Origin of the sequence: Kineococcus gurbantunggutensis, assembly GCF_050871925.1 — a bacterium.
Lineage (GTDB): Bacteria > Actinomycetota > Actinomycetes > Actinomycetales > Kineococcaceae > Kineococcus.
This window is the reverse complement of the sequence record NZ_JBJLSG010000011.1, coordinates 1-23096: the sequence shown is the minus strand read 5'-3', so window position 1 is coordinate 23096 and position 23096 is coordinate 1. Positions and strand designations below refer to the sequence as shown.

16 protein-coding genes and 1 pseudogene are annotated in these 23096 nt (G+C 77.8%); 10 read left to right on the top strand and 7 right to left on the bottom strand.

Annotated features, from left to right (window positions below):
* Nucleotides 1–22 precede the first annotated feature (22 nt).
* Entirely contained in the window at nt 23–1900 is a 1878-nt protein-coding gene (locus tag ACRYR7_RS03385) for a SpoIIE family protein phosphatase (RefSeq protein WP_432570652.1), read from the bottom strand.
* A 128-nt stretch (nt 1901–2028) separates the two neighbouring features.
* On the opposite strand from ACRYR7_RS03385, the gene ddaH reads away from it, so the two are divergent.
* On the top strand, nt 2029–2877 hold the full coding sequence (ddaH, locus tag ACRYR7_RS03380; RefSeq protein ID WP_432570651.1) for a dimethylargininase: 849 nt from the start codon (nt 2029–2031) through the stop codon (nt 2875–2877).
* 3 nt (nt 2878–2880) lie between these two features.
* Here ddaH and ligA read toward each other — a convergent pair whose 3' ends face one another.
* A complete protein-coding gene (ligA, locus tag ACRYR7_RS03375; protein WP_432570650.1) occupies nt 2881–5046 on the bottom strand; it encodes an NAD-dependent DNA ligase LigA in 2166 nt (721 codons plus the stop codon).
* Nucleotides 5047–5186: 140 nt separating this feature from the next.
* Between ligA and ACRYR7_RS03370 the strand changes: the two genes are divergently transcribed.
* The gene (locus tag ACRYR7_RS03370) at nt 5187–6398 is read left to right on the top strand and encodes an esterase-like activity of phytase family protein (RefSeq protein ID WP_432570649.1); all 1212 of its coding nucleotides are present in this window, start codon (nt 5187–5189) and stop codon (nt 6396–6398) included.
* 27 nt (nt 6399–6425) lie between these two features.
* On the opposite strand, the gene ACRYR7_RS03365 is transcribed toward ACRYR7_RS03370, so the two are convergent.
* Both ACRYR7_RS03365 and ACRYR7_RS03360 read right to left on the bottom strand, forming a co-directional pair.
* The gene (locus ACRYR7_RS03365) at nt 6426–7001 is read right to left on the bottom strand and encodes a GNAT family N-acetyltransferase (protein ID WP_432570648.1); all 576 of its coding nucleotides are present in this window, start codon (nt 6999–7001) and stop codon (nt 6426–6428) included.
* The gene (locus ACRYR7_RS03360) at nt 6994–8058 is read right to left on the bottom strand and encodes a uroporphyrinogen decarboxylase/cobalamine-independent methonine synthase family protein (RefSeq protein WP_432570647.1); all 1065 of its coding nucleotides are present in this window, start codon (nt 8056–8058) and stop codon (nt 6994–6996) included. Before ACRYR7_RS03360 ends, ACRYR7_RS03365 begins: the two co-directional genes overlap by 8 nt.
* Nucleotides 8059–8219: 161 nt before the next feature.
* Between ACRYR7_RS03360 and ACRYR7_RS03355 the strand changes: the two genes are divergently transcribed.
* The 4 genes from ACRYR7_RS03355 to ACRYR7_RS03340 are packed head-to-tail and all read left to right on the top strand — an operon-like array spanning nt 8220 to nt 13039.
* Nucleotides 8220–10064, top strand: coding sequence for an alpha/beta hydrolase (locus ACRYR7_RS03355; protein WP_432570646.1), 1845 nt, complete (start codon nt 8220–8222; stop codon nt 10062–10064).
* Between the two features lie 56 nt (nt 10065–10120).
* Nucleotides 10121–11431: a DUF445 domain-containing protein gene (locus ACRYR7_RS03350; RefSeq protein WP_432570645.1), complete on the top strand. Its 1311-nt coding sequence runs from the start codon at nt 10121–10123 to the stop codon at nt 11429–11431.
* A 28-nt stretch (nt 11432–11459) separates the two neighbouring features.
* The gene (locus ACRYR7_RS03345) at nt 11460–12506 is read left to right on the top strand and encodes a glutathione S-transferase family protein (RefSeq protein WP_432570644.1); all 1047 of its coding nucleotides are present in this window, start codon (nt 11460–11462) and stop codon (nt 12504–12506) included.
* 35 nt (nt 12507–12541) lie between these two features.
* Complete coding sequence (locus ACRYR7_RS03340; RefSeq protein WP_432570643.1) at nt 12542–13039, top strand: nuclear transport factor 2 family protein; 498 nt, start codon at nt 12542–12544, stop codon at nt 13037–13039.
* 69 nt (nt 13040–13108) lie between these two features.
* Here ACRYR7_RS03340 and mnmA read toward each other — a convergent pair whose 3' ends face one another.
* Nucleotides 13109–14194, bottom strand: coding sequence for a tRNA 2-thiouridine(34) synthase MnmA (gene mnmA, locus ACRYR7_RS03335; RefSeq protein ID WP_432570642.1), 1086 nt, complete (start codon nt 14192–14194; stop codon nt 13109–13111).
* Nucleotides 14194–15438 carry a cysteine desulfurase family protein gene (locus ACRYR7_RS03330; RefSeq protein WP_432570641.1) on the bottom strand — a complete coding sequence of 415 codons (1245 nt, stop codon included), beginning with the start codon at nt 15436–15438 and terminating at the stop codon, nt 14194–14196. Before ACRYR7_RS03330 ends, mnmA begins: the two co-directional genes overlap by 1 nt.
* An 88-nt stretch (nt 15439–15526) precedes the next feature.
* Here ACRYR7_RS03330 and glgX point away from each other — a divergent pair, with 88 nt between their 5' ends.
* The 3 genes from glgX (at nt 15527) to ACRYR7_RS03315 (ending at nt 20568) form a co-directional block, all read left to right on the top strand.
* On the top strand, nt 15527–17713 hold the full coding sequence (glgX, locus tag ACRYR7_RS03325; protein WP_432570640.1) for a glycogen debranching protein GlgX: 2187 nt from the start codon (nt 15527–15529) through the stop codon (nt 17711–17713).
* The gene (locus ACRYR7_RS03320) at nt 17683–18462 is read left to right on the top strand and encodes an alpha/beta fold hydrolase (protein ID WP_432570639.1); all 780 of its coding nucleotides are present in this window, start codon (nt 17683–17685) and stop codon (nt 18460–18462) included. The genes glgX and ACRYR7_RS03320 overlap by 31 nt, the downstream gene beginning before the upstream one ends.
* A 99-nt stretch (nt 18463–18561) precedes the next feature.
* The gene (locus ACRYR7_RS03315) at nt 18562–20568 is read left to right on the top strand and encodes a putative bifunctional diguanylate cyclase/phosphodiesterase (protein WP_432570638.1); all 2007 of its coding nucleotides are present in this window, start codon (nt 18562–18564) and stop codon (nt 20566–20568) included.
* Between the two features lie 52 nt (nt 20569–20620).
* Here ACRYR7_RS03315 and ACRYR7_RS03310 read toward each other — a convergent pair whose 3' ends face one another.
* Nucleotides 20621–21328 (bottom strand): TetR/AcrR family transcriptional regulator, encoded by a 708-nt coding sequence (locus tag ACRYR7_RS03310; protein WP_432570637.1) that lies wholly within the window; start codon nt 21326–21328, stop codon nt 20621–20623.
* Between the two features lie 175 nt (nt 21329–21503).
* On the opposite strand from ACRYR7_RS03310, the pseudogene ACRYR7_RS03305 reads away from it, so the two are divergent.
* Nucleotides 21504–22895, top strand: a pseudogene (locus tag ACRYR7_RS03305) (flavin monoamine oxidase family protein); the annotation flags it as partial.
* Nucleotides 22896–23096: the final 201 nt, after the last annotated feature.

The window sequence follows — 23096 nt, the reverse complement described above, 5'->3', positions numbered from 1 at the left end:
GTCCCGGCACCGGGCGGGGGGCTCAGCGGCGCGGGGGGCTCTTGGGCGCCGGGCGGTCCTCGGGGTGCGCGCGCAGCGCCACCACCGCCACGTCGTCGTCCGGCTCGGGCACCACGCGCGCCACGAGGGCGTCGACGAACCCGTCCAGCGGCAGGTGCGCCAGGTCCTCGGCGGCGGCGCGCAGGCGCTCCAGGCCGGCGTCGAGGGGCTCGTCGCGGCGCTCGACCAGGCCGTCGGTGTAGAGCAGCACGGTGGTGCCGGGCAGCAGCGGCACCTCGTGGTCGCCGCGCGCCGAGCCCGGCAGCAGGCCCAGCAGCAGGTCGGCGGGCCGCTCCAGCAGCCGGGCCCCGTGCCCGGGCTCCACGAGCACCGGCGGCGGGTGCCCGGCGTTGGACCAGCGCAGGGTGCGCAACCCCGAGCCGCGCTCCTGCGGCGTCTGCTCCACGCGGGCGAGCACCGCCGTGGCCAGCGTCGTCACGCCCAGGTGGTGCAGGGCGCGGTCGAAGCTGGCCAGCACGTGGCCCGGCGAGCCGTCGGCGGTCTGCGCCACGCCGCGCAGCACGCCGCGCAGCTGGCCCATCTCGGCGGCGGCCTCGCGGTCGTGGCCGGTGACGTCGCCGACGACGATCGTGGTGGAGCCGTCCGGGGTGAGGAAGGCGTCGTACCAGTCGCCGCCCACCTGGGCCTCGCGGGCCGCCGGCAGGTAGCGCACCGCGACCTGCAGGTGGTCCGGCTGCGGCGGGTCGGTGAGCAGCGAGCGCTGCAGCGCCTCCGCCAGCGTCCGCGTCGCCCGCGCCCGGCGGCGCTCGTCCTCCAGGCGGCGCACCCGCTCCAGGGCCTGCGAGCACTGGGCGGCGAAGGCCTCCAGGAGCTGCACCTCGTCGACCTCCAGGGACCGCTCGGCGGACCAGCCGACCGCCACCGCGCCCAGCGGCTCGCCGCCGCTGGTGCTCAGCGGCAGCGCCGCCCACGTCGGCAGGTCCGCGGCGCCCGGCAGCGGCACCGCGGCGGCGTAGCGGCAGTCCTCCACGCCCAGCACCGCCCGGCCGCGCGCGGCCACGGCCACCGGGACGTCCGAGGTCAGCGGCAGGTGCGCGGTCGGGAACGCGCCCGGCGCGCCCGGGCCGCCCAGGAAGGTCAGCGCGAGCTGCGGGTCCTCGCGCAGCGCCACGACGACGGCCTCGGCGCCGGTGGCGTCGCGGCCGTGGCGGGCCAGGCGCTCCAGCAGGCCCGGCACGGTCTCGGCGGTGGCCAGCGCCGAGGCGGTGGCCGCCAGGCCGGTCAGGCGGCGCGCGGTGCGGCGCTCGCGCTCGCCGGAGCGGCGCAACTCGGCGTTGAGCTCCTCCAGCTCGCGGGTGCGCTCGAACAGGTCGGACTCGACCTGCTGCACGCGCTCGGACCACTGCTTGCCGCTGGCCACGGCCGCGCGGGCGGCCTCGCGGTCGCGCACGTAGTCGGTGATGTCGTCGGAGCGGTGCAGCAGGAGCACGACCTCGCCGTCCTCGTCGAGGACCGGCACGTTGCGCGGGCTCCAGAAGCGCTCCTCGAAGCCGCCGCCGGGCACCGGGATGTCGTACTTCTGCAGCGCCATCGTCTGCGGCCGGCGCGTCTCGAGGGTCAGCTCCAGGGAGGCGCGCAGGTTGCGCAGGCCGTCGGGGGCGGGGTCGTCGGGGTTCATCGGGAAGACGTCGAAGAGGTGCCGGCCGACCTGCTCCTCCAGGGTGGTGGACGTCGCCTCCAGCCGGGCCCGGTTGGCGTGCACGATGACCAGGTCGGGCGTCAGCAGCAGGAACGGCGCCGGCGCCTCGTCGAAGACCTTCGCGAAGTCCGGCACGGGCAGCTCCGGACCGGGCCGCGAGCCGTGCCCGCCCCCCGCCGGGTGGTCCCCGTCGCTGCGCACCGCTCCCCTCCCGCTCCGCTCGGCCCCTGGTGGCGCCCTCCACCCGATCACCGATCGGCCCGGCGCGCCACCGCGCGCGGGTGCGCGCCGGCGCGCGCGGGTGGGCACCGCCTCGTAGCGTCGGCGCCGTGACCACGACGTCGCCCGCCACGGCGCCCGAGCGCCTCGCCCGGCCCCTGGACCTGCTGGTGTGCTCGCCCGAGCACTTCACCGTCTCCTACGAGATCAACCCGTGGATGGACACCACCGCGCCCGTCGACGCCGGCCGGGCGCTGGCGCAGTGGGAGGAGCTGTGCGCCGCGTTCGAGCGCCTGGGCCACCGCGTGCGGGTGCTGCCGGGGGTGCCCGGGCTGCCGGACATGGTGTACGCCGCCAACGGGGCCCTGGTGACCGCCCGGGGCTCGGTGGGCGTGCGCTTCGCGCACCCAGAGCGGGCCGGGGAGGCCGAGGCGTACGCGCGCTGGCTGGAGGAGCACGGCCTGGGGCCGGTGCACCGGCCGGTGCACGTCAACGAGGGCGAGGGGGACCTGCTCGTGGTGGGCGAGCACCTGCTGGCCGGGCACGGCTTCCGCACCGAGCTGGCCGCGCACCGCGAGGTCGAGCGGGTGCTGGGCCGGCCGGTGACCTCGCTGCGCCTGGTGGACCCGCGCTTCTACCACCTGGACACCGCGCTGACCGTGCTGGACGAGGACCCGGCGCACCCGGACGTGGCCTACTTCCCCGGCGCCTTCGACGAGGCGTCGCGGCGCGTGCTGGAGGAGCTGTTCCCGCACGCGCTGCGCACCGGCGAGGAGACCGCGGAGGTGCTGGGCATGAACGCCGTCAGCGACGGCCGGCACGTGGTGCTCTCCCCGCGGGCGCAGCGCTACGCCGACCAGCTCGCCGAGCGCGGCTACGTGCCGGTGCCGGTGGACCTCTCCGAGCTGCTGCGCGGCGGCGGTGGCGCGAAGTGCTGCACGCTGGTGCTGCGGCAGTAGGCCTCAGCTCCCGGCCGCACCCTCCGGCGCGGCGTCGTCCGCCGCGGTGTCGTCCGGCGCGGCGTCGTCCGCCGCGGGCTCGGCGACGGCGTCCGGGCCGCCCTCCAGCAGCGCGCGGAAGCCGTCCTCGTCGAGGATCCGCACGCCGAGCTGCTCGGCCTTGTCCGCCTTGGAGCCGGGGGCGTCGCCGACGACGACGAAGGACGTCTTCTTCGACACGCTCGCGGAGGCCTTGCCGCCGCGGGCCAGGACCGCCTCCTTGGCCTCGTCGCGGGTGAACCCGCTCAGCGAGCCGGTGACGACGACGGTGAGCCCCTCCAGGGTGCGCGGGGTGGACCCGTCGCGCTCGTCGCGCATGCGCACCCCGGCCCGGCGCCACTTGTCCACCACGGCGCGGTGCCAGTCGACCTCCAGCCACTCGCGCACGGCCTCGGCGATGGTGGGCCCGACGCCCTCGGTGGCGGCCAGCTCCTCCGGGGAGGCGGCCTCGATCGCCTCGAACGAGCCGAACCGCCCGGCCAGGGCGCGCGCCGCCGTCGGGCCCACGTGCCGGATCGACAGGCCCACCAGCACCCGCCACAGCGGCTGCGACTTCGCCGCCTCCAGGTTCGCCAGCAGGCGCCGGCCGTTGGCCGAGAGGGTGCCGTTCTTGTTGGTGAACAGCGGCACGCGCAGCAGGTCGTCCTCGGTGAGGTCGAACAGGTCGCCCTCGTCGGTGACGACGCCGGCCTGCGGCAGGGCGGTGGCCGCCTCGTAGCCCAGGGCCTCCACGTCGAAGGAGCCGCGGCCGGCGACGTGGAAGATGCGCTCGCGCACCTGCGCGGGGCAGGAGCGCGCGTTGGGGCAGCGGATGTCGACGTCGTCGGCGCGCATCCGGCGCAGCTCGGTGCCGCACTCGGGGCAGTGCGCGGGGAAGACGAACTCGCGCTCGTCGCCGGTGCGCAGGTCCACCACCGGGCCGACGACCTCGGGGATGACGTCGCCGGCCTTGCGCACCACGACGGTGTCGCCGATGAGCACGCCCTTGCGCTTGACCTCGTCGGCGTTGTGCAGCGTGGACAGCTGCACGGTGGAGCCGGCGACCTTGACGGGTTCGAGGAAGGCGAAGGGGGTGACCCGGCCGGTGCGGCCGACGTTGACGCGGATGTCGTTCAGCTTCGTGGTCACCTCCTCCGGCGGGTACTTGTAGGCGATGGCCCAGCGCGGCGCGCGGGAGGTGGCGCCCAGGCGGCGCTGCAGCGGCACCTGGTCGACCTTGACGACGACGCCGTCGATCTCGTGCTCGACGTCGTGGCGGTGCTCGCCGTAGTGCCGGACGTACTCGGCGACCTCGGGCAGGGTGTCCACGACCCGCACCCGCGGGGAGGTCGGCAGGCCCCAGCGGGCGAGCTTGCCGTAGGCCTGCGACTGCGTGTCGTTCTCCATGCCGCGCCGGGCGCCGACGCCGTGCACGAGCATCCGCAGCGGCCGCGAGGCGGTGACCCGGGGGTCCTTCTGGCGCAGCGAGCCGGCCGCGGCGTTGCGGGGGTTGGCGAAGGGGGCCCGGCCGGCGTCCATGATGCGGGCGTTGAGCTCCTCGAAGGCGGCGACGGGGAAGAAGACCTCCCCGCGCACCTCCAGGAACTCCGGCACGTCCTCGCCGGTGAGCTGCTGCGGCACGTCGGCGATGGTGCGCACGTTCAGGGTGACGTCCTCGCCGGTGCGCCCGTCGCCGCGGGTGACCCCGCGCACCAGGCGCCCGTCCTCGTAGACGAGGTCGATGGCCAGGCCGTCGATCTTCGGCTCGCACAGGAACCGCGCCCCGGTGCCGACCTCCTTCTCCACGCGCGCCGCCCAGGCGGCCAGCTCGTCGGTGGAGAAGGCGTTGTCCAGGCTGAGCATCCGCTCGGGGTGGTCCACGGCGGCGAAGTCCGTGGAGAAGGTCCCGCCGACCGTCTGCGTCGGGGAGTCCGGCGTGCGCAGCTGCGGGTGCTCGTCCTCCAGGGCGCGCAGCTCGCGCTCCAGCGCGTCGTACTCGCCGTCGCTGATCGGGGAGGCGTTGCGCACGTAGTAGGCGAAGCGGGCGGCCTCGACGCGCTGGACCAGCTCCTCCCAGCGGTGCCGCGCGGCGGCGGGGACGTCCCCGTGCAGCGGGTCCTCGTCGACGGTGCTCTCGGCGCTCTGGCTCACGCGTGCCATCCTGCCGCGCGCCCCGGACACGCGCCGGGCGAGGGTGGCGGCGGCGATCACCGGGCGGGCACCGGCTGTTCACCCGGGCGCCCACCGCCGTCCGTCCAGCGGTCCGGTGCCCTGCCCTAGCGTCCCCGCCCGTGACCCCCCGCTCCCGGCGCACCGCCGCCGCCCTCGTCCTCGCCGGTGCCGTGGCCGCCGGCACCCTCGCCGGCACCACGGCCGCCTCCGCCCGCCCGGACCGGTTCGGCCACGACTTCCCCGCGCAGTCCGCGCGCCTGCTCGACCGGCACGTGCTGCCCGCGGCGACCTTCGGCGAGCCCGTCCCCAGCGGCGCGGCGATCGAGACCGCCAACGGCGTCGCGGTGCCGTTCGCGGCCCAGCCCGTGCAGGGCTTCTCCGGCAACCTCGTGCAGCGCGACGGCAGCTGGCTGGTGCTCTCGGACAACGGCTACGGCGCCAAGTCCAACAGCGCGGACTTCCTGCTGGCCGTGCACCGCCTGCAGCCCGCCGACGACGGCTCGCTGGCCGTCGTGCACGGCGGGTTCACCCTGTCCGACCCGTACGGCAAGGTCACCTGGCCGCTGACCCGCGAGGACCGGCGCCTGACCGGCGCGGACTTCGACCCCGAGTCCTTCCGGCAGGCCCCCGACGGCACGTTCTGGTTCGGCGAGGAGTTCGGCCCGTACCTGCTGCACACCGACGCCGCCGGGCGCCTGCTCGAGGCGCCCGTGCCGCTGCCGGGCGTGGCCTCCCCCAGCAACCCGACCCTGGGCGGCGCCGCGCCGACCCTGGGCGGCAGCAAGGGCTTCGAGGGCATGGCGATCTCGCGCGACGGGCGCTACCTGTTCCCGATGCTCGAGGGCCCCGTGGCCGGCGACGACCCGCAGGACCTGCGCGTGATGCGCTACGACACGAAGCAGCACCGCTACCGCGGCGAGGAGTTCACCTACCGCCTGGAGTCCCCGAAGAACGCCATCGGCGACTTCACCCGGGTCGACGACCACCGGTTCCTCGTGCTGGAGCGCGACAACGGCGAGGGCGCCACCGCGGTGTTCAAGGCGGTGTTCCTCGTGGACACCAGCCGCACCGACGCCTCCGGGCACCCGCTGAAGACCCAGCTGGTGAACCTCATGGCCGTGCCGGACCCCGACGGCGTCGCCCCCGAGCTGAGCGGCACCTCCGGCTACGTCACGTTCCCGTTCCAGACGATCGAGAGCATCGCCGTCACCGGCGAGCACACGATCCTCGTCGGCAACGACAACAACTTCCCGTTCTCCTCCGGCCGCACCCCCGGTGCGCCGGACGACGACGAGTTCCTCACCATCGAGGTGCAGGCGGACCTGCGCTGAGGCCGCTGCCCGGTTCCCCGCCCGGCGTCAGGAGGCCGCCGAGCCGGACGGGGAGCCGGTCGCCCGGCGCAGCACCACGAACTCCAGGTCGTCGCGGCGGGGGACGCCGAAGCGCTCGTCGCCGTGCGGGAACGGGCGCCGCTCGCCGGTGGCGGTGAAACCCCGGCGGGCGTACCAGGCCAGCAGGTCGGCGCGCTGGGCGATCACGGTCATCTCCAGCGCCGTCGAGCCCCAGCGGCGCACCGCCTCGGCGTCGGCGCGCTCGAGGACCCGGCGCCCGATGCCGGCGCCCTGCAGGTGCGGGCGCACCGCGAACGTGCCGAAGTACGCCACCTCCCCGGCGCGGCGCAGCTCGCAGCAGGCCAGCAGCTCCGCGTCCGCGGCGCGCTCGGCGAGCAGCAGCACCGCGCCGGGGTCCCGCACGATCGCGCTGACGCCCTCGGCGTCGGTGCGCCGCCCGTCCAGCAGGTCCGCCTCGGTGGTCCAGCCCGCCCGGCTGGCCTCGCCGCGGTAGGCGGACTCCACCAGCGCCACCACCGCCGGCACGTCGCCCGGGCCGGCCTCGCGGAAGGACAGCTCCGCGCGCCCGGTCCCCTCAGTCACCGGAGGCCTCCGCCAGCGCCGCGCCGGCCTCGCGCAGCCGCCGCAGCAGGGGGCGCAGCGCCGCCGGCGGCAGGTCCTGCAGGCCGCCCGCCGGGGTGAGCACCACCCGCGCCAGCCCGGTGGCCGGCAGGCCCACCCGCCGCCACGGCACCCGCACGGCGTCCACGAGCCGCGCCACCGCCGGGGCCTGCTCCTGCGCCGGCAGCACGCCGGCCCACAGCCGCACGCCGTCCTCCACGGTGGCCGCCAGCGACTCCCAGGCGTGCGCGCCCAGGCCGGTCACGTCCAGGGCCACGCCGGCGGCGCCGACCTCGCGCACCAGCGCCAGCGGCGGCTCGGCGGGCGCCAGGCGCACCACCGGCTCGGCGCCGGCGGCGCGCACCGCCTCCACCACGGTGCGCAGGCCCGCGCGCACCTCGGCCCGGTCCACGGCCCGCAGCGTGCCGTAGCCGGACTGGGTGGGCAGGCGCCCGGCCAGCACCGCGGGCAGCGCGGGCTCCTCCAGGTGCACCACCGGGCGCGCGCCGGGCACCAGGCGGCGCAGGTCGGCCACGTGGGCGGCGACCCCCTCGGCCAGGGAGTCCACCACGTCCCGGCGCGCGCCGGGGTCGGAGGCGCTGCGCTCCCCGCGCGGCAGCTCCACCGCGGCGGCCAGCGACCACGGCCCCAGCACCGCCAGCACCAGCGGCCCGGTCCAGCCCTCGGCGGCCTCGGCGAGCTCGTCCAGGTCGGCGCGCAGGTGCGCGGCGGCGCGCGCGGCGTCGCGGCCGGGGGCGTCGGTGAAGCGCCAGCCGGAGGGCTGCAGGTCCACCGGCATGTCCACCAGCAGGGCCGCGGCGCGCCCGACAGCGTCCGCCCCGGGCCCGCGGGCGGGCAGCTGCGGCAGGTGCGGGACGTGCGGGGGCTCGCCGAGCTCGCCCAGGACGGTGCGCGACGCCTCGCGCGGGTCGGTGCCGGGCAGGGCGACCGGGGCGCTCACCGCGCCGGGGGCGGGCTCGGCGGCGGGGGCGGTGGTCGGGGCGGGGTCGGGCGCGGCGTCGGGGACCAGGTCGGGCACGCTCGCGCACGCTACCCGCGCCGCGGGTGCGACGAACGACGGACCCGGCCCCCACCGCTCGCCGGTTGGCACGCCGGGAGCGGGTGCGGGTGGATGGTCACGCACAGCCGACGCACGGGAACGTGCGGTGGCCGAGTCCCGCCCCACGGAGAGGTCCGCCCATGCACCAGCCGCGACGACGCGCGACGCCCCCCTCCCAGCCCCCCGCCCCGCTCCCCTCCCGGCCCGCCCCCGGGTCCACCGGCCCGTCCGCCCGGTCGTCCGCCCGCCGGCTGCCGGCGCTGGCCGCGCTCGGCGCGGCGGCCCTGGGCGCCACGCTGGTCACCGGCGCCGGGGCCGCCTCGGCCGCCCCCGCCCCGCCCGCGGCCCCGCCCACGGCCTCGCTGCCCGGCACCGCCCCGCTGTCCGCGCTGGCCACCGCCCGCCCGGCGACCCTCGCCGAGGCCGAGCGGCAGTTCCAGCAGCGCTACCCGGCGCTCTACCGCGAGCAGGTCCCGGCCTGGGCGCCGTGCGCGCCGGAGGCCGTGGGCTCCGCGCAGGCCGCGGCGGCGCTGGAGTGCGCCGAGGTCCTGGTGCCCCGCGACCACCGCGACCCCGGCGCCGGCGAGCCGCTGCGCATCGCGGTCAGCCGGCTGCCGCAGGCCGGCGAGCGCCCGGCGCGCACGGTGCTCACCAACCCCGGCGGCCCCGGCGGGGCGGGCCTGTCGCTGGCGGGCCTGGGCCTGCAGCCGGCGCTGGCGCGCACCGAGGTCGTCGGCCTGGACGTGCGCGGCACCGGCGCCAGCACGCCGCTGACCTGCGGCGCCGACGCCAACGCGGCCGTGCTCGGCGCGCCGGACCCGCGCGACCGTTCCCCGCAGGCGCTGTCGGCCGCGGCCGCCGCGATGCGCGCCACCGCCGACGCCTGCGCCGACGACCCGCTGGTGGACGTCGTCAACACCGAGCAGACGATCGCCGACCTCGACGTGGTCCGCCACGCGCTGGGGCGCGAGACGGTCGACTGGGTCGGCTACTCCGGCGGCACCTGGCTGGGCGCGCAGTACGCCACCTACTTCCCCGCCCGGGTGGGCCGCTTCGTGCTGGACTCCAGCGTGGAGGCCACCGCGGCGTTCCAGGAGGTCTTCAGCGAGAACCAGCCGCCGGCGTTCCAGCGGCGCTTCGAGGAGGACTTCGCCGGCTGGGCGGCGGGCTACCACTGGCTCTTCCGCCTGGGCCCCACCGCGGGCGCGGTGGAGGGCACCTACGAGCGGGTGCGCGCCGAGCTGGCCGCGCGCCCGCTGACGCTGGACGGGGTCCCCCTGGTCGACGGCACCCTCGTCGACGGGCTGGTCGTGCAGGCGATGTACTCCAAGACCACCTTCGAGCAGCTCGCGTGGATCCTGCGCGGGCTGGACGTCGTCACCGGCCTGCGCGCCGGCGGCGCGCAGGGCGCGGCGGACGCGGCCGGGGCCGCCCTGGCGGGGCGGGTGGCGGCGCTGCTGCCGCAGCGCCTGGCCGACGAGCGCCCGGCCGCGGCGGACTCCTTCGCCGCGACGTTCCTGGCCACCACCTGCAACGACACCGCGTGGTCGCGCGGGGAGGCGTTCTGGAACGACCTCGGGCAGCTCCAGGGACCGGCGCACCCGCTGCGCGGGTGGGCCTCGACCCAGCAGCCGTGCGGCTACTGGGACCGCGCCCCGCTGAGCCTGCCGCGCCCGGACGGGCGCGACCTGCCCCCGCTGCTGATCGTGCAGTCGCGCCACGACCCGGCGACCTCCTACGAGGGGGCCCTGGCCACCCACGAGGCGCTGGGCTCCTCGGTGCTGGTCACCGTGGAGGACGAGGGCGACCACGCCCTGTACGCCAGCGCGGGCAACCCGTGCGTGGACGAGGTCGTCGACGCGTTCCTCACCACCGGCGTCGCGCCCGAGCAGGACGTCACCTGCGCGGGCACCGGCGTGCCGGCGCCGGGCTCGCAGCTCCTCAGCGCGGTGCAGCGGGCCGTGCGCGACGCGGTCGCCCCGTGAGCTGAGCGGGCGGGCGCGGCGGGGCGGGGCGGGGGGTCGTGGGCGAGGATGGCGCGGTGAGCAGCACCGCGCGCCCCGCCCCGCCGAGCCCCGCCGCGCCCGCGCCGCGGCGCGCCCCCGGCCTGCCCGGCGACGCCGCCGGCGACGCCGAGCGCCGCAGCGGGCTGCGGCGGATGCGGCTGGTGGCCACGAGCCTGCTGGTGGCCGCCGCGGTCGTCTACGGGCTCACCCTGGGGCACGGGGGCGCGTGGGGCTTCGTCAACGCCGCCGCCGAGGCCGCGATGGTCGGCGCGGTGGCGGACTGGTTCGCCGTCACGGCGATCTTCCGGCACCCGCTGCGGCTGCCGATCCCGCACACCGCGCTGATCCCGCGCCGCAAGGAGGCGCTGGGCAAGAGCCTGGAGCAGTTCGTCGCGGAGAACTTCCTGGCCGAGGACGTGGTGCGCGACAAGGTCGCCCGCGCCGGGGTGCCCGCCCGCGTGGGCTCCTGGCTGCACGGCCGCGGCGGCGCGGCGCGCGTGGTGGAGGAGGCCGCCACGGTCCTCACCGGCGCGCTGGGCGTGCTGCGCGACGAGGAGGTCACCGGCGTCATCGACCAGGTCGTGGTGCGCCGCCTGGCCGCGGAGCCCTGGAGCCCGGTGCTGGGCCGGCTGCTGGGCGAGGTGGTGCGCGACGGCACCCACCACCCGGTGGTGGACCTGACGCTGGCCGAGGCCGAGCGCTGGCTGGTCGCCAACGAGCGCACCGTGCGCCGGCTGGTGGAGGAGCGCGCCCCGCTGTGGGCGCCGGACTGGCTCAACGAGCGCCTGGGCAAGCGGGTGCACACCGAGGCGCTGCGCTGGGTGCAGGACGTCTCCGGCGACCGCGAGCACCCGGGCCGCAAGGCCATCGACGACCTGCTGGCCCGCTACGCCGACGCGCTGCAGAACGACCCGGAGACCCGCATGAAGGCCGACGAGTTCCAGCGGCGGCTGCTGACCTCCCCCGGCCTGGCCGACACCCTGGCGGGGCTGTGGACCAGCGTGCGCGGCTACCTCAACGACGCCCTGGCCGACCCGGCCTCCTCGCTGCGCACCCGCAGCGAGGAGGCGCTGACCGACCTGGGCCACCGCCTGGAGGACGACGCCGCCTTCGCCGCGCGCGTGGAGCGGCACCTGACCGACGCCGCCGGGCACGTGGTGCGCCGCTTCGCCCCCGAGCTGGCCACCGTGATCTCCGACACGGTGGCGCGCTGGGACGGCGACGACGCCGCGCAGCGCATCGAGCTGTTCGTGGGGCGCGACCTGCAGTTCATCCGCATCAACGGCACCGTCGTCGGCGCGCTGGTGGGCCTGCTCATCCACGCGGTGACCGTCCTGGTGAGCTGAGCCGGCGGGGCCGGGTTACCGTGCCCGGGTGGAGAGCAGCAGCGCGACGACCGGCGGGTCCACCGGGTACGTGAACCCCCAGGGCTCCTTCGAGCGCGACCAGCGCTACATCACCACCCGGATCACCGCCGACGGGCGCGACGGCTACCCCGTCGAGCCGGGCCGCTACCGGCTCGTGGTCAGCCGCGCCTGCCCGTGGGCGAACCGGGCGAGCATCGTGCGGCGCCTGCTGGGCCTGGAGCCGGTGCTCTCGCTGGGGGTGTGCGGGCCCACCCACGACGAGCGCAGCTGGACGTTCGACCTGGACCCGGGCGGCCGGGACCCGGTGCTGGGCATCGAGCGGCTGCAGGAGGCGTACTTCGCGCGCTTCCCGGACTACCCGCGCGGCATCACGGTGCCGGCGCTCGTGGAGGTCGCCACCGGGCAGGTCGTCACCAACGACTTCGCGCAGATCACCCTGGACCTGTCCACCGAGTGGCGCGCGCACCACCGCGCCGGCGCCCCGGACCTGTACCCCGAGCACCTGCGCGACGAGATCCACGCGGTGAACGACGGGGTGTTCCGCGACGTCAACAACGGCGTGTACCGGGCGGGCTTCGCCGGCACCCAGGGCGCGTACGAGCGCGCCTACGACCGGCTGTTCGCGCGCCTGGACGCGCTCTCGGAGCGCCTGGAGCGCCAGCGCTACCTCGTGGGCGACACCATCACCGAGGCGGACGTGCGGCTGTTCACCACGCTGGCCCGCTTCGACGCCGTCTACCACGGGCACTTCAAGTGCAACCGGCACAAGCTGACCGAGATGCCGGTGCTGTGGGCGTACTTCCGCGACCTGTTCCAGACCCCCGGTTTCGGCGACACCACCGACCTGGAGCACATCAAGGCCCACTACTACGTCGTGCACCGCGACATCAACCCCACCGGCGTGGTGCCCAAGGGCCCGGACACCGCCGGCTGGTGGGCCCCGCACCACCGCGAGGAGCTGGGCGGTCGCCCCTTCGGCGACGGCACCCCGCCGGGCCCGCCGCTGCCGGCCGAGGCCGTGCCCGCCGACCACGCCCCGCAGCGCTCCGCCTGAGGGGCGCCGCAGGCCCCGACGGCAGGAGGACGACGATGTCCCGGACGAGCGCACCGCAGACCGCCGCGCCGCAGCCCCCCGCACCGCAGGCTCCCGCGCCCGACGCGCCCGCACCCGGGGCGGGTGCGCAGCGCGCCGAGGCGCACCGGCGGCTCATGGACGACTACTTCGGCGCGATGAGCGCCGGCGGCGACTTCAGCACGTTCTTCACCGAGGACGTGGTGTGGGTGGAGACCGAGTCCGGGGAGAGCTTCACCGGCCCCGCGGCGGTGCGCGAGCGCATCGAGGCCCTGCACGACCGGATGTTCGAGGCCCGCTCGCACGGGCGCTCCCTGAGCGTCACCGACGAGCACGCCTTCCTCGAGGGCGAGTTCGTGGGGACCGCCGTGGACCTGCGGGTGCCGTTCTGCCTGGTGTACGACCTCGACGGGACGGCGATCCGCCGGATGCGCCTGTACATGACGTTCGCCCCGCTGCGGGCCGTGGCCCGCGGCGGGGCGGACCCCGCGGCGACGGCCGGGCCGGGGCGCTGACCCCAACGGCGCCCGAGCAGCGGCACCCGAGCAGCGGCACCCGAGCAGCGGCACCCGAGCAGCGGCGCTTCAGGCGCCCGCCGGCGCCGTCGCCGCGATCGTGGCCGAGCCCAGCACGCGGGTGCCGGCGTAGAGCGCCACCGTCTGCCCGGGCGCCACGCCGGTGAGCGGGGTGCGCAGCGCCACCCGCACCTGCTCGCCGTCCACCTCGGCCACGGCGGGCACGGGCTCGCCGTGGGCGCGCACCTGCACGTGCACCTCCACCGGCCCGGCAGGCTCCGGGGCGCTCCACACCGCCCCCACCGCGCGCAGCTCCCCCACGGCCAGCCGCTCGGCGGGCCCGACGGTGACGGTGCGGCGCACCGGCTCGATGGAGAGGACGTAGCGGGGGCGGCCGTCGGGGGCGGGCCGGGTCAGGCCCAGGCCCTTGCGCTGGCCGACGGTGAAGCCGTACGTGCCGGTGTGGGTGCCCAGCACCGCGCCGTCCTCGTCGAGCACCTCGCCGGGCTCCTCGCCGAGCTTGTCGGCCAGGAAGCCGCGGGTGTCGCCGTCGGGGATGAAGCAGATGTCGTGGCTGTCGGGCTTGCGGGCCACCGGCAGCCCGCGCGCCTCCGCCTCGGCGCGCACCCGCTCCTTGGTGGGCGCGTCGCCCAGGGGGAACATCGCGTGCGCGACCTGGTCGGCGTCCAGGACGGCCAGCACGTACGACTGGTCCTTGGCGGCGTCCGCGGCGCGGTGCAGCTCCGGGCCGTGCGCACCGGGCAGCACGCGCGCGTAGTGCCCGGTGCACACCGCGTCGAAGCCCAGCGCGATCCCCTTGTCGAGCAGGGCGGCGAACTTGATCCGCTCGTTGCAGCGCACGCACGGGTTGGGGGTGCGCCCGGCGGCGTACTCGGCGACGAAGTCCTCGACGACCTCCTCCAGGAAGGACTCCGAGAGGTCCCAGACGTAGAACGGGATGCCCAGCAGGTCCGCGGCGCGGCGCGCGTCGAGGGCGTCCTCGATCGTGCAGCAGCCGCGCGAGCCGGTGCGCAGCGTGCCGGGGGCGCGGCTGAGGGCCATGTGCACGCCCACGACCTCGTGCCCGGCGTCCACGGCGCGGGCCGCGGCCACCGCGGAGTCCACCCCGCCGCTCATGGCGGCCAGCACGCGCATCAGGACGCCCCCGCCCCGGCGGCGGTGGCCGCCACCGAGCGGCGCCGGCGCGCGCGCGAGGAGCGCGCCGAGGCCGAGGCGCGCCGGGCGCGCTCGACGGCCGGGCCGATCGCGGCCAGCGCGGCGTCGACGTCGGCGTCGGTGGAGCTCCAGCCCAGGGAGAAGCGCAGCGCCCCGGCGGCCTCGTGCTCGCCCAGGCCCATCGCCAGCAGCACGTGGCTGGGCCGCGGCACGCCCGCCTGGCAGGCGGAGCCGGTGGAGCACTCCACCCCGGCGGCGTCCAGCAGGTACAGCAGGGAGTCGCCCTCGCAGCCGGCGACGGTGACGTGGGCGTTGCCCGGCAGGCGGTGGGCGGCGTCCAGGACGGGGTCCCCGCGCAGCACCAGGCCGTCCACGGCCGAGCGCAGCCCCGCCACGAGCCGGTCGCGCAGCGCGGCGGTGCGGGCGGACTCGGCCGGCAGCGCGGCGGTGGCCGCGCCCAGGGCCGCGGCGGCCGCACGGGCCCCGGGGGCGTCCAGGGTGCCCGAGCGCACGCCGAGCTCCTGCCCGCCGCCGTGCTGCAGCGGCACCAGCGCGGTGCCGCGGCGCAGCACGAGCGCGCCCACCCCGACCGGACCGCCGAACTTGTGCGCCGACAGCGACAGGGCGTCCACCCCGGCGGCGGCGAAGTCCACCGGCAGGTGCCCCACGGCCTGCACGGCGTCGGTGTGCACCGGCACGCCCGCGGCGTGGGCCAGCTCGGCGGCCTGCGCCACCGGCTGCACGGTGCCGACCTCGTTGTTCGCCCACATCAGCGACACCAGCGCGACCTCGTCGCCGCCGTCGGCCAGCTCGGCGCGCAGCGCGTCCAGGTCGGCGCGGCCGTCGGCGTCCACGGGCAGCAGGCGCACGTCGGCGCCCTCGTGCTCGCCCAGCCACTGCGCGCAGTCCAGCACCGCGTGGTGCTCGGCGGCGCCGACCAGGACGCGGCGGCGGCGCGGGTCGGCGTCGCGGCGCGCCCGGTACAGGCCCTTCACGGCCAGGTTGTCCGCCTCGGTGCCGCCGGAGGTCCACACGACCTCCCCGGGCCGGGCCCCCACCGCGGCCGCCAGGGCCTCGCGGGACTCCTCCACCGCGGCGCGGGCGCGCCGGCCGCTGGAGTGCAGGGACGAGGGGTTGCCGCTGCGGGCGGCCGCGGCGGACCAGGCCTCGAGGGCCTCGGGCCGCAGCGGCGTCGTCGAGGCGTGGTCGAGGTACGCCGTCACGCCCCCAGTGTAAGGAGCGCGGCGCGCCGGGCCCGCCGCGCGGGCGCTCGACCGGACGGGGCGGGCGCACCTCGGGCAGACTGCGCCGGTGCCTGCTCCGACCCCGCGCCGCGACGGACCCACCACGCCCGCTGCCCCGCGCCGGACGTCACCGCACCCGCTGGGCGTCACGCTGCGCCCGCAGGGCGAGGGCGGCGGCGCCGACGTGGCGGTGCTCGCCGCCCACGCCGACGGGGTGGAGGTGTGCGTCTTCGGCGACGACGGCTCCGAGGTGCGCACCCCCCTGCCCGACGTGGAGCTGGGGGTGTGGCACGGGCACGTGCCGCACCTGCGCGAGGGCTCGCGCTACGGCCTGCGCGTGCACGGGCGCTGGGAGCCCGAGCGGGGCCTGCGCCACAACCCGGCCAAGCTGCTGCTGGACCCGTGCGCGCGCGGCGTGGAGGGCGAGGTGGCGCTGGCGCCGGAGACGTTCGGGCACGCGGTGGGTGCGGACCTGCGCGGCGACGTGGCCGTGCGCGACGAGCGCGACAGCGCCCCGCACGTGCCGCGCGGGGTGGTGCTGGGGCCGCCGGCGCCGGAGCTGCGGGTGCGCCCGGGCGAGCAGCCGCGCACGCCGTGGTCGCGCACCGTCGTCTACGAGGCGCACGTCAAGGGCCTGACCAAGCTGCACCCGGACGTGCCCGAGGAGCTGCGCGGCACGTACGCGGCGCTGGCGCACCCGGCGGTCCTGGAGCACCTGAGCTCGCTGGGCGTCACCGCCCTGGAGCTGCTGCCGGTGCACGCCAGCACCTCCGAGGTCGCCCTGCGCCAGCGCGGGCTGGTCAACTACTGGGGCTACAGCACGCTGGCGTTCAACGCCCCGCACCCCGGCTACGCCACGGCCGCGGCGCGCGCGGCCGGCGCCGGGGCGGTGCGCGAGGAGTTCCGCCGCGCCGTCGCCGCCCTGCACGACGCCGGGATCGAGGTGCTGCTGGACGTCGTCTACAACCACACCTGCGAGGAGGGCCCGGACGGCAGGCACCTGTCGCTGCGCGGGCTGGACGAGGCCACCTACTACCTGCGCGACGCCGGCGGGCGCCCCTTCGACGTCACCGGCACCGGCAACTCCCTGGACTTCGCCGAGCGGCGCGTCGTGCAGTTCACGCTGGACTCGCTGCGGCACTGGGTCACCGAGTACGGGGTCGACGGCTTCCGCTACGACCTGATGACGACGCTGGCGCGCGGGCACGACGGCTTCACCCCCGACCACCCGCTGCTGGTGGCGCTGATGAGCGACCCGGTGCTCGCGCAGGTCAAGCACGTCGCCGAGCCGTGGGACGTCGGCCCGTTCGGCTGGCGCACCGGCCAGTACCCGCCGCCGGTGCACGAGTGGAACGACCGCTTCCGCGACGGGGTGCGGCGGTTCTGGCTGACCGACGCGCGCGAGTTCGCCCTGGGCCACGGCGCCCCCGACGCCGCCGGGCGCGGCCTGCGCGAGTTCGCCACCCGCTTCGCCGGTTCCGCCGACACCTTCGACGTCACCCGCGGTCGGCTGACGAGCGTGAACTTCGTCACCGCGCACGACGGCTTCACCCTGGCCGACCTGGTCTCGTACGACCGCAAGCACAACGACGCCAACGGCGAGGGCAACCGCGACGGCAGCGACTCCGACACGAGCTGGAACCACGGCGTGGAGGGGCCCACGGACGACCCCTCGGTGCTGGCGGCGCGCCGGCGCAGCACGCGCAACCTCCTGGCCACGCTCGTGCTGTCCTCCGGGGTGCCGATGCTCACCGCGGGCGACGAGTTCGGGCGCTCGCAGGGCGGCAACAACAACGCCTACTGCCAGGACAACGAGGTGTCCTGGGTGGACTGGGAGATGCAGGACTGGCAGCGCGAGCTGCTGGCCGACACCCGCGAGCTGGTGGCGCTGCGCTCGCGCTACCCGGTGCTCGCCGAGGCGGGGGTGCGCCGCGGGCACCCGGTGCGCGAGCAGCGCGAGGACCTGCTGTGGTTCGCCGAGGACGGCGGGGCGATGACGGTGGACCACTGGCACGACGCGGGCCGGCGGATCCTGCAGGTCCTCGTGGACGGGCGCGACCGGGGCCTGGCCTCGGTGCTCGTCGTCGTCAACGCCGGCGAGCGCCAGCGCGACGTCGTGCTGCCGGCGGTGGAGGGCCTGGCCCGGTTCCACCCGCGCTGGAGCAGCACCTCGGACCGGCGCCGGCGCGCGGTCCCGGCGGGCGCGGCGCTGCGGGCGCCGGCGTGGTCGGTGCGCGTGCTGGCCAGCGCCTGAGCACCCCGGGGAGCGGCCCGGCGGGCGCCCCGGCGGTGGTGCTGCTGCCGGGCACGGGGTGCCGGGTGGTGGAGCTGGCCGCGCAGGGCGCCGCCCTGGCCGCCGCCGGGCGGCGCGTGGTGCCGCTGGAGCTGCCCGGGCACGGCGCGGAGGAGCCGGTGCCCGGTGCGGCGACGCTGGAGGCCGTCGCGGCGCGGGTGGGCGAGCGCGTCGCGGCGCTGGCCGGGCCCGGGCCGGTGGACCTGGTGGGGCACTCCGCGGGCGGCGTCGTCGGCCTGCTGCTGGCCGCGCGGCACCCGGGCGCGGTGCGCCGGCTGGTGCTGCTGGACTCCAACGTGCCGGTGGACCCGGCGGCACTGGCGGCCAAGCGGGCGCGCGCCGCGGCGGTGCGCGCCGAGGGCTGGCACGCGGTGCTGCTCACCTCGATGCGCGCGGCGTGGGGGCCGCGGCGGGCGGGGCTGCGCGAGGAGGTGCTCGCGCGCATCGCCGCCACGCCGGGGGCCGCGGTGCGCGGGCTGTGGGCGGACGTGCTGGAGCTGGACCCCCGTCCCCTGCTGCGCGCGGTGCGCGCGCCGCTGCTGCACGTGCGCAGCACCCGGGAGGTGGACGCGGCGGCGCTGCGGGCGCTGGCCCCGCGGGCGGTCTCGGCGGACCTGCGGGCGCTGGGCGCGGGGCACTGGCCGCACCTGGTGGAGCCGGCGGCGGTCAGCGGGCTGCTGACGGGGTTCCTGGGCGGCGCGCGGCGCTGAGGCGGGCCCCGCGGGCGGGTGCGCCGGTGCCCTCGCCGATCCCTGACGGACCGGCGGGAACCGTCCCCCTGCGGGGGGCACCGGTGCCACCCTGACGCGGTGAGCAGCGGAGCGCAGCCGCCCGACGAGCTCGCGGCGCAGCGCGGCGCCGGCGGGACCGGGGCGGCGGACGGGGTCGTGGCGGACGCGGCGGCGGACGCGGCGGCGGACGCGGCGGCGGACGCGGCGGCGGACGCGGCGGCGGACGCGGCGGACGAGGTCGTGGCGGACGAGGTCGTGGCGGCGCGGCAGCGGGTGGAGCTGGCGCGGGTGCTGGCCGACTTCGCCCAGGACCTGCTCGAGGACTTCGACGTGGACCTGGTGCTGCGCCGGCTGTGCGAGCGCCTGCCCGCGGTGCTGCCGGTCGACGGGGCCGGGGTGTCCCTGGTGGAGCAGGACGCGCTGCGCTTCGCGCGGGCCAGCTCCGCCGAGCTGGCCGAAGCCGAGCGCGCCCAGGCCCGCTTCGGGGAGGGGCCGTGCTTCGAGGCGCTGGCCACCGGCGAGCCGGTCGTGGTGCCCGACCTGCGCCGGGAGGGCCGCTGGCGCAGGTTCGCGCCGGCCGCGGTGGCCGCCGGGGTGGGCGCGGTCACCGCCCTGCCCATGACCGCCCGCGGCCGGGTGTGGGGGGCGGTGGACCTGTACTCGCGCGCCCCGCTGCGGCTGGGCGCCGAGGACCTGGCCGCCGCGCGCCTGCTGGCGCAGGTGGCCACCAGCTACGTGCTGCACGCCCGCGACCGGCAGGACCGCCGGGCCGCCGAGGACGCGCTGCGGGTGCAGACGCTGCACGACCCGCTCACCGGCCTGCCCAACCGGGTCCTGCTGCTGGACCGGCTCACCCAGTCCCTGGCGGCCGCGGGCCGCGACGGGCACACCACGGCGGTGCTCTTCATCGACCTGGACCGCTTCAAGCAGGTCAACGACACCTACGGCCACGCCGCCGGGGACCGCCTGCTGCTCGGCGTCGCCGAGGCCCTGCACGGCGCGCTGCGCCCCGGGGACACCCTGGCGCGCCTGGCGGGGGACGAGTTCGTCGTCCTGGCCGGCGACCAGCACCCCGGCCGGCGCCCCGACGGCAGCGCCACGGTGCTGGCCCGGCGGCTGCTGGCCGCGCTGGAGCGGCCGATCCGCGTGGACGGGCGCTCCGTGCGCATCGCCGCCAGCGTCGGCGTGGCCTACGCCCGGTCCGGCGACACCCCGGAGTCGCTGCTGCACGCGGCCGACACCGCGATGTACGAGGGCAAGGCGCGATCCGGTGAGCGCATCGTCGTCAACGACCGCCGCACCGCCAGCGCCGTGCCCAGCCTGCTGCAGCTGGAGGCCGAGCTGGCCGCGGCGCTGCAGGGCGGGCAGCTCAGGGTGCACTACCAGCCGGTGCTCGACCTGCGCTCGGGCGCCGTGGCCGGCGCCGAGGCGCTGGTGCGCTGGCAGCACCCGCACCGTGGGCTGCTGGGCCCGGACACCTTCCTGCCCGCCGCGGAGGTCACCGGCCAGATCAGCGCCCTGGGCCACTGGGTGACCAGCACCGCGTGCCTGGGCCTGCGCGCCGCCGGGCGCCTGCCCGCGGCGGGCTTCCGCCTGGCGGTGAACGTCTCCCCGCGCGAGCTGCACCACCCGGACTTCCTGCCGCTGCTGCGCCGCAGCGCCGACGAGGCCGGGGTCGACCCGGCGCGGTTGTGCGTGGAGGTCACCGAGGCCACGCTGATCAGCGACCTGGGCGAGACCGCGGCCGTGCTCGAGCGGGTGCGCGCGCTGGGCGTGCAGGTCGCCGTCGACGACTTCGGCACCGGGTTCTCCTCGCTGACCTACCTGCACCGCCTGCCCGTGGACGTGCTGAAGATCGACCGGTCCTTCGTGCGGACCCTCACCGCGCCCGGCGGGACCGGCGGGACCGGCGCCGGGGAGGTCATCGTCGCCCACGTCGTCGGCCTGGCCCACGGGCTGGGCCTGTCCGTCACCGCCGAGGGCGTCGAGACCGAGCAGCAGCGCGAGCAGCTGCGGGAGCTGGGCTGCGACCACGGCCAGGGGTACGCCCTGGGCCGGCCGCGGCCGCAGCTGCGCACGGCCTGACCCCGCACCCCGACCCCGCGCCCCGACCCCGCGCCCCGACCCCGCGGCCCGCTCAGGCAGGGGCGCCGCCGATCTCGGCCCGGGCGCGGCGCAGCGCGGCGCGCAGGCCCTCGACGAGGGCGGCCAGGCCCAGCTCGAAGGAGGCCAGCGCCGCGTCGCCGCCGCCGCGGGCGCGCACGGCCGCGGCGAGGGCGGACCCCTCCCCCGGACCGCTCTCGTTCTCGCCGCCGGTCTCGCCGCCGGGGTCGAAGATGTCCGGCGGGGCCTGGGTGTCCAGCGCCGAGCCCAGCACGAAGGACTCCACGGCGACGACGGCGTCGAGGACCAGGTGCGCGGGCCAGCCGCCCTCGCGCAGCCCGGCGGCGACGCGCTCGTACATGGCCAGGGTGTGCGGGGCCCCGCGCACGGGCGTGACGGCGATGACGGGCACGAGCGGGACGTGGCGGGCGTAGACGTCCCGGTAGGAGCGCGCCCAGGCGGTCAGGGCCTCGTCCCAGGGCAGCGCGCCGAACGCGGAGCAGTCCACCTCGCGGTTGACGTGGTCCTGCACCCGGCGCAGGACGTCCTGCTTGGTGGCGACGTGGTTGTACAGCGCCGAGGGCGCCACGCCCAGCTCGCGGGCCAGGGCGGCCATCGTCAGGGCGTCGTGGCCGCGGGAGGCGACCAGCCGCACGGCGGCGCCGGTGATGCGCTCGGCCGACAGGACGGGCTCGGACGGCCGGCCCCGGGGGCGGCGCTGCGCGACTGCCACGGCCCCCATGCTCGCGCACGCGCGCGGGGCGCCGCACCGCGGCGGGACCTTGACAGCGCCGTGGGCGACCCCGTTAATGAACCCCAATCACTTCGGGGTGGCGCGCAGCGCCCCCGGCCCGGCACCACCCCGGCAGGCCGCACGGCACCCGACCCGGCACCACCGACGAACCCGGAGCGTCCCGATGGCACCCGTCCCCGCGAGCACCCCCGGCCCGGCGCGGGCCGACTGCGACGTGGTCGTGGTCGGCGCCGGCCCGGCCGGGCTGTCCGCCGCCCGGCACCTGACCCGCGCGGGCCTGGACGTCGTGGTCCTGGAGGCGCGCGGGCGCGTGGGCGGGCGCACCTGGACCGACGTCGTCGACGGCGCGACGCTGGAGATCGGCGGGCAGTGGATCTCCCCGGACCAGACGGAGCTGCTGGCCCTGCTCGAGGAGCTGGGCAAGGAGACGTACTCGCGCTACCGCGAGGGCGACTCCGTCTACGTCGCCCCCGACGGCACCCGCACCCGCTACCGCGGCAGCACCTTCCCCGTGCAGGAGAAGACGGCGGCGGAGATGCAGCGCCTGACCGCCCTGCTGGACGAGCTGGCCGCCGAGGTCGGCGCGCGCGAGCCGTGGGCGCACCCGCGCGCGCGCGAGCTGGACACCACCTCCTTCCACCACTGGCTGCGCGAGCAGTCCGCGGACGAGGAGGCGTGCTCGACGATCGGGCTGTTCATCGCCGGGGCGATGCTGACGAAGCCCGCGCACGCGTTCTCCACGCTGCAGGCGGTGCTCATGGCCGCCTCGGCCGGCTCGTTCAGCAACCTCACCGACGAGTGCTTCATCCTCGACAAGCGCGTCGTGGGCGGCATGCAGTCCGTCTCCGAGGCGCTGGCGGCCGAGCTGGGCGGGCGGGTGCACCTGTCCACGCCGGTGCGCACGGTCCGGCGCACCTCCGCCGACGGCACCGGCGAGGGCGTCGTGGTGGAGTCCGACCGGCTCGCGGTGCGCGCGCGCCGCGTCGTGGTGGCCGTGCCGCCGCCGCTGTTCTCCCGCCTGAGCTTCGACCCGCCGCTGCCGCGCCGGCAGCACCAGATGCACCAGCACCTCTCCATGGGCCTGGTCATCAAGGTGCACGCGGTCTACCCCTCGCCGTTCTGGCGCGAGGACGGCCTGTCGGGCACCTGCTTCAGCACCTGCGGGCCGGTGCAGGAGGTCTACGACAACACCCTGCACGGCGACGAGCGCGGAACCCTGGTGGGTTTCGTCGCCGACGAGCAGGCCGACGCGCTGTTCGCCCTGCCCGTCGGGCAGCGGCGCCGGCGGGTGCTGGAGTGCCTCGCCGGCTACCTCGGCGAGCGCGCCCTGGAACCGGACGTCTACTACGAGTCCGACTGGGCCTCGGAGGAGTGGACGCGCGGCGCCTACGCCGCCAGCTTCGACCTGGGCGGGCTCTCGCGCTACGGCGCCGACCAGCGCGCCCCCGTCGGGCCGGTGCACTGGGCGTGCTCGGACCTGGCCGCGGAGGGCTACCAGCACGTCGACGGGGCGCTGCGCAGCGGCCGGGCCGCGGCCGCCGACGTCCTGGCCGCGCTGGGCGAGACCCGCGCGGCCGGGGCCGTGGGGGGGGGGGGGGGGGGGGGGGGGGGGGGGGGGGGGGGGGGGGGGGGGGGGGCGGGGGGCGGGGGGCGGGGGGGGGGGGGGGGGGGGGGGGGGGGGGGGGGGGGGGGCCGGGGCGCCGCCCCCGGGCCGCGCGGGCCCCCGCCGGCCCGGGGGGGGGCGGGGCGGGGCCGC

Coding starts and splice junctions, on each gene's coding strand:
- mnmA (WP_432570642.1), bottom strand. CDS start 14,194: ATGCGCGTGCTGGCCGCCATGAGCGGCGGGGTGGACTCCGCGGTGGCC.
- ACRYR7_RS03355 (WP_432570646.1), top strand. CDS start 8,220: ATGCACCAGCCGCGACGACGCGCGACGCCCCCCTCCCAGCCCCCCGCC.
- ACRYR7_RS03310 (WP_432570637.1), bottom strand. CDS start 21,328: ATGGGGGCCGTGGCAGTCGCGCAGCGCCGCCCCCGGGGCCGGCCGTCC.
- ACRYR7_RS03340 (WP_432570643.1), top strand. CDS start 12,542: ATGTCCCGGACGAGCGCACCGCAGACCGCCGCGCCGCAGCCCCCCGCA.